The organism is Mycobacterium sp. MS1601, assembly GCF_001984215.1.
GTDB lineage: Bacteria > Actinomycetota > Actinomycetes > Mycobacteriales > Mycobacteriaceae > Mycobacterium.
In genome coordinates, this window is record NZ_CP019420.1 from 6361586 (window position 1) to 6374860 (window position 13275).

General features: G+C 68.1%; 11 protein-coding genes. 2 read left to right on the plus strand and 9 right to left on the minus strand.

Going from position 1 to position 13275, the window contains the following annotated elements; all coding sequences use genetic code 11:
• Window position 1: 1 nt before the first annotated feature.
• Genes ffh through BVC93_RS30465 form a run of 5 tightly spaced genes read right to left on the minus strand, consistent with a single transcriptional unit; the run spans window position 2 to window position 5388 of the window.
• A complete protein-coding gene (ffh, locus tag BVC93_RS30445; protein ID WP_083740651.1) occupies window positions 2-1561 on the minus strand; it encodes a signal recognition particle protein in 1560 nt (519 codons plus the stop codon).
• A 14-nt stretch (window positions 1562-1575) separates the two neighbouring features.
• Window positions 1576-2496: a S1C family serine protease gene (locus tag BVC93_RS30450; protein ID WP_083740652.1), complete on the minus strand. Its 921-nt coding sequence runs from the start codon at window positions 2494-2496 to the stop codon at window positions 1576-1578.
• Between the two features lie 11 nt (window positions 2497-2507).
• Window positions 2508-3476, minus strand: coding sequence for a VWA domain-containing protein (locus BVC93_RS30455; RefSeq protein ID WP_197687523.1), 969 nt, complete (start codon window positions 3474-3476; stop codon window positions 2508-2510).
• Window positions 3473-4381, minus strand: coding sequence for a DUF58 domain-containing protein (locus BVC93_RS30460; RefSeq protein WP_197687524.1), 909 nt, complete (start codon window positions 4379-4381; stop codon window positions 3473-3475). Before BVC93_RS30460 ends, BVC93_RS30455 begins: the two co-directional genes overlap by 4 nt.
• Window positions 4378-5388: an AAA family ATPase gene (locus tag BVC93_RS30465; RefSeq protein ID WP_083741482.1), complete on the minus strand. Its 1011-nt coding sequence runs from the start codon at window positions 5386-5388 to the stop codon at window positions 4378-4380. Before BVC93_RS30465 ends, BVC93_RS30460 begins: the two co-directional genes overlap by 4 nt.
• Window positions 5389-5493: 105 nt before the next feature.
• On the opposite strand from BVC93_RS30465, the gene BVC93_RS30470 reads away from it, so the two are divergent.
• Complete coding sequence (locus BVC93_RS30470) at window positions 5494-6186, plus strand: response regulator transcription factor (protein WP_083740654.1); 693 nt, start codon at window positions 5494-5496, stop codon at window positions 6184-6186.
• The gene (locus tag BVC93_RS30475; RefSeq protein WP_083740655.1) at window positions 6186-7394 is read left to right on the plus strand and encodes a sensor histidine kinase; all 1209 of its coding nucleotides are present in this window, start codon (window positions 6186-6188) and stop codon (window positions 7392-7394) included. The genes BVC93_RS30470 and BVC93_RS30475 overlap by 1 nt, the downstream gene beginning before the upstream one ends.
• On the opposite strand, the gene BVC93_RS30480 is transcribed toward BVC93_RS30475, so the two are convergent.
• The 4 genes from BVC93_RS30480 to ftsY form a co-directional block, all read right to left on the minus strand.
• Window positions 7391-9892: a [protein-PII] uridylyltransferase gene (locus BVC93_RS30480; RefSeq protein WP_083740656.1), complete on the minus strand. Its 2502-nt coding sequence runs from the start codon at window positions 9890-9892 to the stop codon at window positions 7391-7393. The genes BVC93_RS30475 and BVC93_RS30480 overlap by 4 nt on opposite strands.
• 79 nt (window positions 9893-9971) lie before the next feature.
• Window positions 9972-10310 carry a P-II family nitrogen regulator gene (locus tag BVC93_RS30485; RefSeq protein WP_003881099.1) on the minus strand — a complete coding sequence of 113 codons (339 nt, stop codon included), beginning with the start codon at window positions 10308-10310 and terminating at the stop codon, window positions 9972-9974.
• A 33-nt stretch (window positions 10311-10343) separates the two neighbouring features.
• Complete coding sequence (locus tag BVC93_RS30490) at window positions 10344-11696, minus strand: ammonium transporter (RefSeq protein WP_083740657.1); 1353 nt, start codon at window positions 11694-11696, stop codon at window positions 10344-10346.
• Between the two features lie 202 nt (window positions 11697-11898).
• Window positions 11899-13260 (minus strand): signal recognition particle-docking protein FtsY, encoded by a 1362-nt coding sequence (gene ftsY / locus BVC93_RS30495; RefSeq protein ID WP_083740658.1) that lies wholly within the window; start codon window positions 13258-13260, stop codon window positions 11899-11901.
• Window positions 13261-13275 lie beyond the last annotated feature (15 nt).

Here is a 13275-nt window from a genome sequence, read left to right on the forward strand (position 1 = left end):
ACTACTTCTGCCCCGGGAACTTCAGCTTCGAGAGGTCGAAATTGGCCAACCCGGGCGGCAGTTCGTCGAGACCTTTGGGCATCTGCGACAGATCAGGGAAGTTACCGGGCAGGCCGGCGCCCATCGGCGACTTGGGCTGCGTCGGACCGCGACCCTTCTTCTTGCCTGCCTGCTTGTTCTTGCCCTTGGCTGCCTTGCGCCCAGAGTTCTTGCGGCCGAACGGCATACCCATCTGCCCGGCCATCTGGGACATCATCTTGCGGGCTTCGAAGAAGCGGTCCACCAGCTGATTGACCTCGGACACCGTGACACCGGAGCCATTGGCGATACGCAGGCGGCGAGAGGCGTTGATGATCTTGGGGTTGGCACGCTCGGCCGGCGTCATACCGCGGATGATGGCCTGCAGCCGATCCAGCTGGGTGTCGTCGACGGCGGCCAGTGCGTCCTTCATCTGGCCGGCGCCGGGCAGCATACCCAGCAGGTTGCCGATGGGGCCCATCTTGCGAATGGCCAGCATCTGCTCCAGGAAGTCCTCGAGCGTCAGCTCACCGGAGCTGATCTTGGCGGCGGCATCCTCGGCCTGCTGCGCGTCGAAAACCTGCTCGGCCTGCTCGATGAGCGAGAGCACGTCGCCCATACCGAGGATTCGGCTGGCCATCCGATCGGGGTGGAAGACGTCGAAGTCTTCGAGCTTCTCACCGCTGGAGGCGAACAGGATCGGCACACCGGTGACCTCACGCACCGACAGCGCAGCACCACCGCGGGCGTCACCGTCGAGCTTGGTCAGCACCACACCGGTGAAGCCGACGCCGGCGCCGAAGGCTTCGGCAGTGGCCACCGCGTCCTGGCCGATCATGGCGTCGAGCACGAACAGCGTCTCGTCGGGGCGCACGGCATCGCGGATTCCGGCGGCCTGAGCCATCAAGACGTCGTCGATGCCGAGGCGGCCTGCGGTGTCGACGATGACCACGTCGAAGTGCTTGGCCTTGGCTTCGGCCAAACCGGCCGCGGCCACCGACACCGGGTCACCAGGGCCCGCGCCCTCGGTTTCGGGGGCGCTGGGTGCGGTGCCCGGGTGGGGCGCGAAGACGTCGACGCCGGCCCGCTGGCCGACGATCTGCAGCTGATTCACCGCGCCGGGACGCTGGAGGTCACAGGCCACCAGCAGCGGCGTATGACCTTGTCCTTTGAGGAACTTGGCGAGCTTGCCGGCCAGGGTGGTCTTACCGGCACCCTGCAGGCCCGCGAGCATGATCACCGTCGGCGGGGTCTTGGCAAACCTCAGCTGGCGGGTCTCGCCGCCGAGGATGCCGATGAGCTCCTCGTTGACGATCTTGACGACCTGCTGGGCGGGGTTCAACGCACCGGAGACCTCGGCGCCCTTGGCGCGTTCCTTGATGCGGTTGATGAAGGCGCGGACGACGGGCAGCGATACGTCGGCTTCGAGCAGCGCGAGCCGGATCTCCCGAGCCGTGGCGTCGATGTCGGCGTCGGTCAGCCGACCCTTCCCGCGCAGGCCCGAAAGCGCACCGGTGAGCCGATCGGACAGGGATTCAAACACCCGGCAAGCCTACGTCAGCCGCCCGCGATGATCGCCCTGGCCACCTCGATCGCGCGATCGATCGGCACCGCGAAACCGATACCGATATTGCCCGCCTCAGCGCCACCCACGGTGGCAATGGCCGTGTTCATCCCGATCACCTGGCCCTCCAGATTGGCCAGCGGCCCGCCCGAATTGCCCGGGTTGATCGATGCGTCGGTCTGCAGCAACTGCTGCTCGGGCTGGGGACCCAACCGTGCCGTCCGGTCGACTGCGCTGATGATGCCCGCGGTGACCGTGCTGGCCAGCCCCAGCGGGGCGCCTGCGGCGATGACGGGCTGGCCGATGGCGACACCGCTGCTGACCCCTAGCGCCGCCGGCGGTGGCGGATCGCCGGTCATCTCCAGCACCGCGACATCGATCTGCGGATCGCTGCCGACCACCCTGGCCGCACCACGACGGCCGTCCGACATCCGCACCAACACCCGCTGAAACCCTTCGACGACGTGGCTGTTCGTCATGATGCGGCCCTGCTCGTCGATGACAAAGCCGGATCCGCGGCTGTTGCCCGCCGCCACCTGCACCACGCTGGGTAGCAGTGCCGCCGCGGCGGACCGTGCGTCCGGTGCCGCGCCCGCGACCGCAGGCGACGGCGCGCTCTGCCGTAACACCGGCACCGTGGTGATCTCCGCGGCTGCCCACAGCCCGGTACCGGCACCAGCTGCGCCGCCGGCCAGCAGACAGGTAGTGACCAGCAGCGCGAGGCCGGCTCTGGAGCGCCGGGGCGCCACCGGTGCCGCAAGGGGTGACGGCACCGGTGGCGCGGCATGGGAGGACCCGCCACCGATTCGTGTCGGAACCGGCGGCGGCGCGACCGGCGGCGGTGGGGGCGGCGCGCTGCCCGGAGTCAGGAAGGTCGGTCCCGCCGGACGGGTGCCGAGATCGAACTCAGACATGTGTGCTCCTGTCAGACCAGTCGGGAGAACCAGCGCATCGACAGCCCGGCGGCGACGATGCCGAAGGCCAGGGCCAGAGCGGCGACAAACGGGGTGACCTCGCGCCACTCGGTGCGCCACCCGATGGACGAGCCGATATCGCGGTAGACCTGCTCCAATTCGTCGCTGCTCTCGGCGGAGTAGGCGATGCCGCCGGTGGCCTCGGCCAGTTCGGTCAGGGTGCGCACGTCGACGGGTACGGGGATCGCGTAGCCCCCGGTGTCCAGGACGCCACCGTCGGTGCCGTAGGCGATGGTGGACACCGGCACCCCGGCCGCCACCGCCGCCAAAGCTGCTTCGTCGATACCGCGACCCGCGGTGTTGCTGCCGTCCGACAGCAGCACCACGTGGGCGGGCAGCCGGTCCCGACCCTCTTCCGGCGCGTCCTCGGTCTCGCCGGCGACGGTCAGTATCTGATCCAGCGACGTGAACACCCCCTCGCCGATAGCGGTCCGCGACTGGGTGCCCAGCATCTGCAGACTGGCGGCGGCCGCCTCGTGGTCGGTGTCGGGGCGGTGCACCACCGACGTCGCCCCGGCGAAGGTCACCACTCCGACATTGAAGGTGTCGGGCAACTGCTCGATGAAGTCGCCCGCTGCCGCCACCGCCGCGGTGAGCCGGTCCGGGCTGACGTCGCGGGCCTGCATCGACTCCGAGGTGTCCAGGGCGACGATGATGGTGGCCCGCTCATACGGCACCCGTACCGGCATCTCCGGCCGGGCCGCCGCCAGTCCACACAGCGCCAGCGCCATCAGCAGCAGCGCCGCGGGCAGGTGCCTGCGCCACTTCGGCCGTTCCGGAATCACCTTGTCCAGCAACGGAAGTGCTGCGAACCGCACGACGTAACGCTGCCTGCGCCGGACGGTGACGACGTAGGTGAGCGCCAGCAGCGCCACCGGTACCAGCATCAGCAGGCCCAGAGGGAACAGGAACGTCATCATCGGCGCGCTCCCCGGCGGCGCAGGGTGCGCTGCCGCTGGCGCAGGAACCGGGCCAGGTCACGGATCCAGTCCCGTCCCGTGCTGGCTTTGAGGTGGTCAGCCCCGCTGGCGGTGATAGCCGAGGCCACCGCGGCGCGATGTGCTTCGGCGGCGTCGCGGTACTGGCTTCGCAGCCGCCGGTCGGACGTCCAGACCTGGCGCTGCCGGCCGGATTCCGGGTCCACCAAAGTCACCGCTCCGATGTCGGGCAGTTCCAGTTCACGGGGGTCGACGATCTCGACCACCACCACGTCATGGCGGTTGACCAGTCGCCGCAGCGGGCCCTGCCAGTCGAAGGGAGCGGCATCGGCGCCGTCGGGGTCCAGGAAGTCCGAGACCACCACCCGCAGGCCCGGCCCGCCGCGGCGCGCACCCAATGCGGTCATCGCCTGCGCCAGGCCCGGTGAGCCGGGGCCGGTGCGGGCGCTGCGCAACGCCCGGGCCGCGCGCGACGCCGCCAGTTTGGCCCGGTCCGGCCGCTGCCAGGACAGCCCATCGGCACCGAAGGTGGCCACGCCCAACGTGTTTCCCGGCGCGTCGGTGAGCAGACCGAGGGCCCAGACGATGCGGGCCGCCAGGTCCAGCTTCTCCTCGGAGACGGTGCCGAACGCCATGCTGGGGCTGGTGTCCACCAGCACCCAGGTGTCGAGCCGGTTGTCCGCGCGCGGACGCCAGACGTGCGGCTCACCCGAGCGCGCGGTGATGTTCCAGTCGATGTGGCGCACGTCGTCGCCGGGCTGGTAGCGCACCACCTCCTCGCGTTCGGAGCCGACACCCAGCCGCATCCCCTCGTGATCGCCGGTGAGCAGGCTGTCGATGCGCCGGCGCAGGCCCAGGTCCAGTGCCTGCCAGGGGGGCGCAGTCACGAGGCCACCTCGGTGAGCTGTTGGCTGTTGGGCGCGACCACCGGAGGCGGCACACACTCCAGCAGCGTCGCGATCACCGCGCGGGGTTCCACTCCGTCGGCCACCGCGTCGAAGGTCAGCACCAGGCGGTGGGCCAGGACGTCGGGGGCGATGTCGGCGACGTCGGCGGGCAGTACGTAGTCGCGGCCCCGCAGCACCGCGAGCGCCCGGCTGGCGGACAGCAGCCCCAACGAGCCACGTGGTCCCACCCCGTACTCCAGCACGCCGGCAATGGCGTCGGCGCCGTACTCCACCGGCTCGCGGGTGGCCATCACCAACCGCACGATGTAGTGCGCCACCGCGTGGTGCACGAAGACCTCTTCGGTGGCGCGCTGCAGACGCAGCACGTCGGCGGGTTCCATCAGTCGGCGGGCGCGCGGCGGTGTCGAGCCCATCCTGGCCAGGATGGCCATCTCCTCGAGTTCGTTCGGATGGGTCAGGTCGATCTTCAGCAGGAACCGGTCCCGCTGAGCCTCGGGCAGGTGGTACACGCCATCGGTCTCGATGGGATTCTGGGTGGCCAGCACCAGAAACGGTTCGGGCAGGGCGAAGCTCCGCCCGCCGATGCTGACCTGCCTCTCCGCCATCGCCTCCAGTAGCGCCGACTGCACCTTGGCCGGAGCGCGATTGATCTCATCGGCCAGCACCAGGTTGGCGAAGACGGGCCCCAGCTCGATGTCGAAGGTCTCCGTCGAAGGCCGCCACACCCGGGTGCCCATGATGTCGGCGGGCATCAGGTCCGGAGTGAACTGCAGCCGGTTGAAGCTGCCGCCCACCACGGTGGCCACGGTGCGCACCGCCAGTGTCTTGGCCAGCCCGGGTACCCCTTCCAGCAGGACGTGCCCGCCGGCCAGCAAGCCGACCAGTAGTCGCTCCAGCATCGAATCCTGGCCGACGACAACGTGCTTCATTTCGAAGAGTGCGCGCTCAACCAGTGGCCCGTACGCCTCGGTGTCGTGATCGCTCATGGCACCCACTTCATCAGCCGGAGGCGAAAACCCCGGAAAACTCCGACGAAAGACGACCGAAAGCCAAGTGGTCGCGGTGCCGAGTCGCCGCTACCCTCGGCTGACATGCGGGTTCTGATCGTCGAGGACGAAGAGGGGTTGGTCAGCGCACTCCGCATCGGTCTGCAGCGCGAAGGATATGCGGTGGACACCGCGCTGTCGGAAGCCGAAGCGGTCCACCGGCTCACCGTCAACGCCTACGACGTCGCACTGGTGGACGTCAACCTGCCTGACGGTGACGGGCTGGACCTGGCACGGCGGCTGCGCGCCGGTGAGATCGACTCCCCCGCCGGACGTGAGATCCGAATCATCATGCTGACCGCGTTGGGCACTCTGCCCGACCGGGTGCGGGGGCTGGATGCGGGTGCCGATGACTACATCGTCAAGCCGTTCGCGCTGGCCGAGCTGACGGCGCGATTGCGGGCCGTTCTGCGTCGCGAGGTGTCAGGCGATTCCTCGGTGCTACGCCTGGGCGACATCACCGTGGACACCGCCCGCCAGATCGTCCGTCGCGGCGGCCGCGAGGTGGATCTGACGCTCAAGGAGTTCTCGGTGCTGCGGTATTTGATGACCCGGCCCGATCACGTGGTCTCGGCCGAGCAGATCCTCGAACACGTCTGGGATGAGAATGCCGACCCGTTCACCCAGACCGTGCGGGTGACGGTCGGGACGTTGCGCCGCAAACTCACCCTCGGTAGCGAAGAACAGGTGTTGCACACACTGGTCGGCCGCGGTTACCGACTGCGCATCCCTGCCTGATGCGCACCATCCGGGTGCGGCTGGCCCTCACCACATCCTGTTGGCTGTCGGTGATCTCGGCGCTGATCCTGGCCGGGGTGTACTTCGCGCTGTCGAGGACCATCGACGCCGCGCCGTTGGACCCGGTGACCGTCAAGAAGTTCGACCGCAAGTCCGACGGCACCATGGTCTACCGGGTGGGCGAGAGTTTCCAGGCGGCCGACCTGGAAAGTGTGCAACGGGCGGTGAACTACTCGACGCTGGAGACGCTGCGGGACTACTCGCTGCTGGCGTTGGGTGCGATCTTTGTGATCAGTCTGGTGGTCGGCTGGTTCGTGGCCGGGCGGCTGCTGCGGCCGGTCGGCGAGATCACCCGCACCGCCAATCGCCTTTCCGCCAGCGACCTTTCGCAGCGCATCAATGCCACCGGCCCGAAAGACGAGCTGCGGACGCTGGCCGACACCATCGACGGCATGCTGGACCGGCTCGACGAGGCGTTTCGCACCGAACGGGCACTGGTCGAGGACGTCTCGCATGAACTGCGCAACCCGGTGGCGGTGGTGCAGGCCAATGTCGAGGCCGTGCTGGCCGACGAGCACTCCACCGCCGAGGAACGGGCGCATGCGCTGGCGGTGATCAGCCGTGCCACCAGCCGGATGTCACGTCTGCTGGAGGATCTGCTGGCGACCGCGCGACGACGCTCCGGTTCGTTCGCCGATCAGCCGGTGGATCTCGAATCGTTCGCCCAGGATGTGGTCGACGAGCATCGACTGCTGGCCGAGGAACGGCCACTGCAGGTGATCACCCGCATGTCCCCCGGCCCCGTGGTGTACGCCGATCCCGAATCGTTGGCCCGCGCTCTGGCCAACCTGTTGTCCAACGCCATCCGGCTGGCGCCCAAGGGCTCTGAGCTGACCATCGCCAGCGGCAGCACCCGCGGCTGGGCCTGGGTGGCGGTGCGCGATCAGGGCCCGGGAATCGCCGAGGAAGAGCAGCAGCGGGTGTTCGACAGGTTCCGACGAGGCCACCCGGCCCCCGAGAAAAGAGTGGGCCGCGGCTCGGGTCTGGGGCTGGCCATCGCGCGGCAGATCGTCGAGAGCCACGAGGGCAAGCTGGCCTTGTACAGCGCACTCGGTGTCGGCAGCACCTTCGTGATCTGGTTGCCGGACCGGGCCATCGCCAACCGGCCCGAGCGCAGCGACCAACCGCCGCTGGACTGCCCGCTCTAGCTGGCTTCCTCGACGGGCTTGGCAGGTGGCGGAGCGGGCAGCACTGCAAGCAGCCCGCGTTCCAACTGTTGGCGCAGCAAGCCGTCGGTGTCGGCGGCAGGCAGCACGATGCCGAACGCATCCACCACCGAGGAACCCAAGGTGGTGACCTTCGCCCAGGCGATGTCCACGCCGGCACGCTCGAAGACGGCGGTGAGGCTGGCCAACAGGCCGGCGCGGTCGGTGGTTCGGATCTCGACCAACAGCTCGCGCTCGGAGCGCCCGTCGTGCCAGAGCAATCGCGGAGGTGCTGCCGGGGCATTGACGGGTACCGCGGCACGCACTTCACCGGCGCGGCCACGGCCCGTTGTTCCGTCGGAGTCCTTCTGCTCCAGGGTGGCCACCACGTCGAGGTCGCCGTCGACCGCCAGGATCAGTTGCTGGCGAAGCAGTTCGGCGGCCGGCGGTGACCCGAAATGTGGCGACACCACGAAGGTGTTGATGGCTGAGCCGCCGTGGCTGTTGACCGACGCCGAATGCACTCGCAGCGAGTTCAGCGCCAGCACCCCTGCGGCCTTCGACAACAGCCCGCGTCCGTCGGGCGCGATCATCGTGACGTTGTAGGTGTGCGCGCTCTCCCCCGCGGTCAGGTCGACGTGCACGCCCACCTCGGTGGCCAGTTCGAGGTAGCGCGGGTCGATCGGATCGGCGTGCGGCAACGGCTCTCCTGCCATCACCAGTCGGCAACGCCGCACCAGATCGCCGATCAACGACGCCTTCCAGTCTCCCCAGACTCCCGGTCCGGTGGCCAGTGAATCGGCTTCGGCCAGGGCGTGCAGCAGTTCCAGCAGGACGGTGTCGCCGCCGAGTGCGGTCACCACCGCGGCGATGGTGTCCGGGTTCTGCAGATCTTTGCGGGTGGCGGTCTCCGGCAGCAGCAGGTGATACCGCACGATGGCCGATAGTGTCTCGACGTCCGAAGGCCACAAACCCAACCGGGTGCCGATCTGGGTGGCCAGTTCAGCGCCGATGATGCTGTGGTCACCGCCGCGGCCCTTGCCGATGTCGTGCACCAGAGCGCCCAGCACCAGCAGGTCCGGCCGCGACACTCTGGTGGTGAAAACACTTGCCCGCGAGACGGTTTCCACCAGATGCCGGTCGACGGTCCAGATGTGTACGACGTCGCGGGGCGGCAGGTCGCGCACCGCACCCCATTCCGGGAACAGCCGGCCCCACAACCCGGTGCGGTCCAGCGCCTCCACGGTGGCCACCGCGGCGGGTCCGGCCGCCAGCAGCACCAGAAGGTCTTTGAGCGCAGGCCGCGGCCAGGGGGTGCGCAGTTCCGGCGCCGAGTCGGCCAGCCGCGACAGCGTGGACCCCGATATCGGCATACCGGTGGTGGCCGATGCCGCGGCCACCCGCAGGATCAACCCGGGATCACGCTCGGGGCGCGCGTCACGGGCCAGGATCACCTCGCCGTTGAACTCGATGACACCTTCGTCGAGAGGCCGCCGCACCGGCCGCCGCAATGCGGCGAAACCCCGGCGCGGCAGCGCGTTTCCGGCGGTGCGCAGTCCGGCGTCGACGTAGTAGCTGACGGTCCGGGCGGCATCGGAGAGCATGCGGGCCAGATCGAACCGGTCTCCGATGCGCAGCGCGGCACCGATCTCGTCGGCGTGCTGCGCCAGCAGTTGATCACGACCACGGCGGGAAGTGCGGTGCAGTTCGGTGCGGACGTTCAGCAGCGCCAGGTGCGCGCCGCCCAGCGATCCGGTGGGCGAGGCCAACGACTGGCTGGGGTACACGTCAGCCAGTTGGGCGATGGCCAGCGCGTTGAGTAGCTGGACGTCGCGCAGACCGCCGCGCCCGCATTTGAGGTCGGGTTCGGCGCGGTGGGCGATCTGGCCGCTGCGCTCCCACCGGGAATGGGTTTGTTCGACGAGTTCTTCGAAACGCGAGGCGATTCCCGTGCGCCACTGTCGGCGGGCTCCCCCGATGAGCAGTGACGACAGGGCGGGGTCACCGGCGATGTGGCGGGCTTCGAGCATGGCGAGGCCGGCCGAGATGTCCTCGCTGGCCACTTTCAGCGCCTCCGGCACGGTACGCACACTGTGGTCCAGACGAATGTTGGCGTCCCACAACGGATACCAGAGGTGCTGAGCCACGTCGGCGACCATCTGCTCGGGCATGTTGTCGTGCACGAGCGTGAGATCGAGATCGGAGTAGGGCACCAGTTCCCCGCGGCCCAGCCCGCCGGTGGCCACGATGGCGAAACCACTTGTGGGGGTGATGCCGATTTCGGTGGCCTTGGTGGTGAGCCAGAATTCGTGCAGATCCAACAGGGCATCACGCAGCGCGGCCGAATCCAGTTGCCGCGTGCCGCCGTCCAGCAGTTGTTGGACAGCCTTTGCGAGGTCGTGAGCCGGCTTTGGCGGCTCGTTCAGGGCGGGCATAGACGAGCCCGCCGCCGGGGCTTCTTTGCGGGAAGCACCGGCGGCGGGGTCTGGAATCTGCTTCATCTCGTCCTTCGTGTTCCGTTACCGAAAAGCTCTCACTCGGTCCCGGGCCTGGAGAGGACTTTGGCGAAGTTGTTGCGGCTCAAAGGGCGTCAGCGCCCCGCTCGCCTGTGCGGACGCGAACCACGGTGTCCACCGGGCTGACCCACACCTTGCCGTCACCGATCTTGCCGGTGCGTGCGGCCTGCACGATGACGTCGACCACCTTGTCCACGGCAGAATCATCGACGACCACCTCCACACGTACCTTCGGCACGAAGTCGACGGAGTATTCGGCGCCGCGGTAGACCTCGGTGTGGCCCTTCTGGCGACCATAGCCCTGCACCTCACTGACGGTCATACCAAGGATACCCGTCTGCTCCAGGCCGGTCTTGACATCTTCCAGCGTGAACGGCTTGACGATCGCAGTAATCAGCTTCATGTAGTTGATCCCTTCCGATGAAATTGTCGCCGATCAGGCGAGCTCGTAAGCCGTTTCGGCATGTTCGGTCTCATCGATACCAGTGTCCTCGTCCTCTTCGCTGACGCGCCAGCCCATCGGCTTGACGATGAAGGCGATGATGGTGGTCATGATGGCGGTGAAGATCAGCGCCACCGCCGCGATGACGAACTGGACAACCAGTTGCTGGATACCGCCGCCGTAGAACAGTCCGGTCTCGGTGGCCAGCAGGCCGATGCCGACAGTGCCCCACAGGCCGGCGACCAGGTGCACGCCCACCACGTCGAGCGAATCGTCGTAACCGAACTTGTACTTCAGGCCGATGGCCAGCGCCGAGAGAATACCGGCAACCGCACCCAGGATCAGTGATCCGATGGGTGACAACGAACCACAGGCCGGGGTGATGGCGACCAAGCCGGCAACGATACCCGAGGCGGCGCCGACGCTGGTGGCGTGGCCGTCACGAATGCGCTCAACCACAAGCCAGCCCAGCATGGCGGCGGCGGTGGCAGCGGTGGTGTTCACCCAGACCAGGCCGGCCACCATATCGGCAGCGCCCTCGGAGCCGACGTTGAAGCCGAACCAGCCGAACCACAGGATGGCCGCGCCGAGCATGACGAACGGGATGTTGTGCGGGCGGAAAGCGGTCTTGCCGAAGCCCTTCCGCTTGCCGAGCAGGATTGCCAGGACCAGGGCGGCCATACCGGCGTTGATGTGGACCACGGTGCCACCGGCGAAGTCGATGGGCGCCACGTTGGCCGAGCCTTCGTCGTCGACACCGAAGATCATCGCCGCGATTCCGGAGTCGGAACCCGACAGCAGGCCGCCACCCCAAACCATGTGGGCCAGCGGGAAGTACACCAGCGTCACCCAGATGCCGCCGAACACCAGCCAGGTGCCGAACTTCATCCGCTCGGCGACCGCGCCGCTGATCAGAGCGACGGTGATGACGGCGAACGTCAGCTGGAATGCCACCCAGACGATGGCGGGCACGGTGCCGAAACCGCCCAGCACGTAAGTGCTGACCCCGTCGACCTCGCGCGACTCGACCAGTTGGGTCAGGCCGAACAGCGAGAAGGGGTTGTCGAAGATACCCAGGATGTCGCTCTCACCGGTGTGGCCGGAGGAGAAGGACATCGAGTATCCCCACAGCACGTAGATGACGCTGACGACACCCATGGAGCCGAACGACATCATCATCATGTTGAGGACGGACTTCTGGCGCGACAGGCCGCCGTAGAAGAACGCCAGGCCCGGGGTCATGAAGAGAACCAGGGCGGCAGAAGTGAGAACCCAGGCGGTGTCGCCGGCGCTCAGACCATCCGGCCCGAAGGGCAGAAAGGCTTCGTCGGGTAAGGCTAAGACCACTTTGTGTGAACCTCCTTGGAGAGTGCGCCGATTCCGGATCGGCCTCGCAGAGAAGGTTCTTTTGCCGTGGTTTCATCGGTGATTCTGTTGTGTTTCCGCCAAGTGAACGCACACGCCGTAAGCGTTACGCTCGTGTTTCGACGTTGCCGGCCAGCGAAATTGACGCGAAAATGCGAGACTGTAAAGCTCGCAGCCCCGGTTTTCAGCCCAGCAGAGCGTTGACGAACGCCCCCGGCTCGAACGGTGCCAGATCGTCGGCACCCTCGCCCAGGCCCACCAGTTTCACCGGCACACCGAGTTCCTGCTGCACGCGGAAGACGATGCCGCCCTTGGCTGTGCCGTCCAGCTTGGTCAGGACCACGCCGGTGATGTCGACGACGTCGGCAAACACCCGCGCCTGCGCCAGCCCGTTCTGTCCGATGGTGGCGTCGAGCACCAGCAGCACCTCGTCGACAACCGCGCGCTTGCCGACCACCCTCTTGACCTTGCCGAGCTCGTCCATCAGACCGACCTTGTTGTGCAGCCGGCCGGCGGTGTCGATGACCACGACGTCGGCGCCACGCTCGATCCCCTTGTCCACCGCGTCGAAGGCCACCGACGCGGGGTCGGCACCCTCGGGCCCGCGCACCACCTCGGCGCCCACCCGCGACGCCCAGGTCTGCAGCTGATCGGCGGCCGCCGCACGGAAGGTGTCGGCGGCGCCGAGCACCACGCGGCGGCCGTCGGCGACCAGCACCCGGGCCAGCTTGCCCACGGTGGTGGTCTTACCGGTGCCGTTGACGCCCACGACCAGCAGCACCGAGGGCGCGTCGGCGTGGGGCAGGGCTTTGATCGAGCGGTCGAATTCGGGGTGCAGCTCGGCGATCAGCGCGTCGCGCAGCACCTGGCGGGCATCGGCGTCGGTACGCACCGCCGACGAGGCGAGCTTGGCCCGCAGGGTCTCCATCACCGCGGCCGTGACCACTGGACCCAGGTCGGCGATCAGCAAGGTGTCCTCGACCTCCTCCCACGAGTCCTCGTCCAGGTCGCCGCCGCCCAACAGCCCCAGGACGCTGCGGCCGAGGGCGTTCTGAGACTTGGCCAACCTGCCGCGCAGGCGTTCGAGGCGGCCGTCGACAGGCGCGATGGTGTCCAGTACGGGAGCCCGTTCGGGCTCCGGTTCCGGCACGGACTCCGATTCCGGCACCGGCTCCGGTTCGGGCGCAGGTGCAGGCTCTTCCAGCGATTCGGCTGGCGTTATGGTGCCCGGTTCGGGAAGCTGTACGTCGGCGATCGATCGCTTGGGAGCGTCTCGCGGGACCGTGGCATCGTCCCCGACCGTGGGTAACCCGTCGGTGTCGATCCGTTCGGCGGGCCGAACCTGCTCCGGAGCAGGTGGGGCCGACTGACTGAACGTGATCCCCGATGTGGCGGTGTAACCACCCGACCGGTCGACCTGCTCAGTGGTGTCCGGAGCCGCCGACAAACTGATGCGCCGCCGTCGATAGCGCACCAGCCCGACAACTAGCGCAGTGACGAGCAGAACGGCGATGACCGCGAGTGCGATCCACAGACCTTCAGACACCAGGTCATTGTCCCA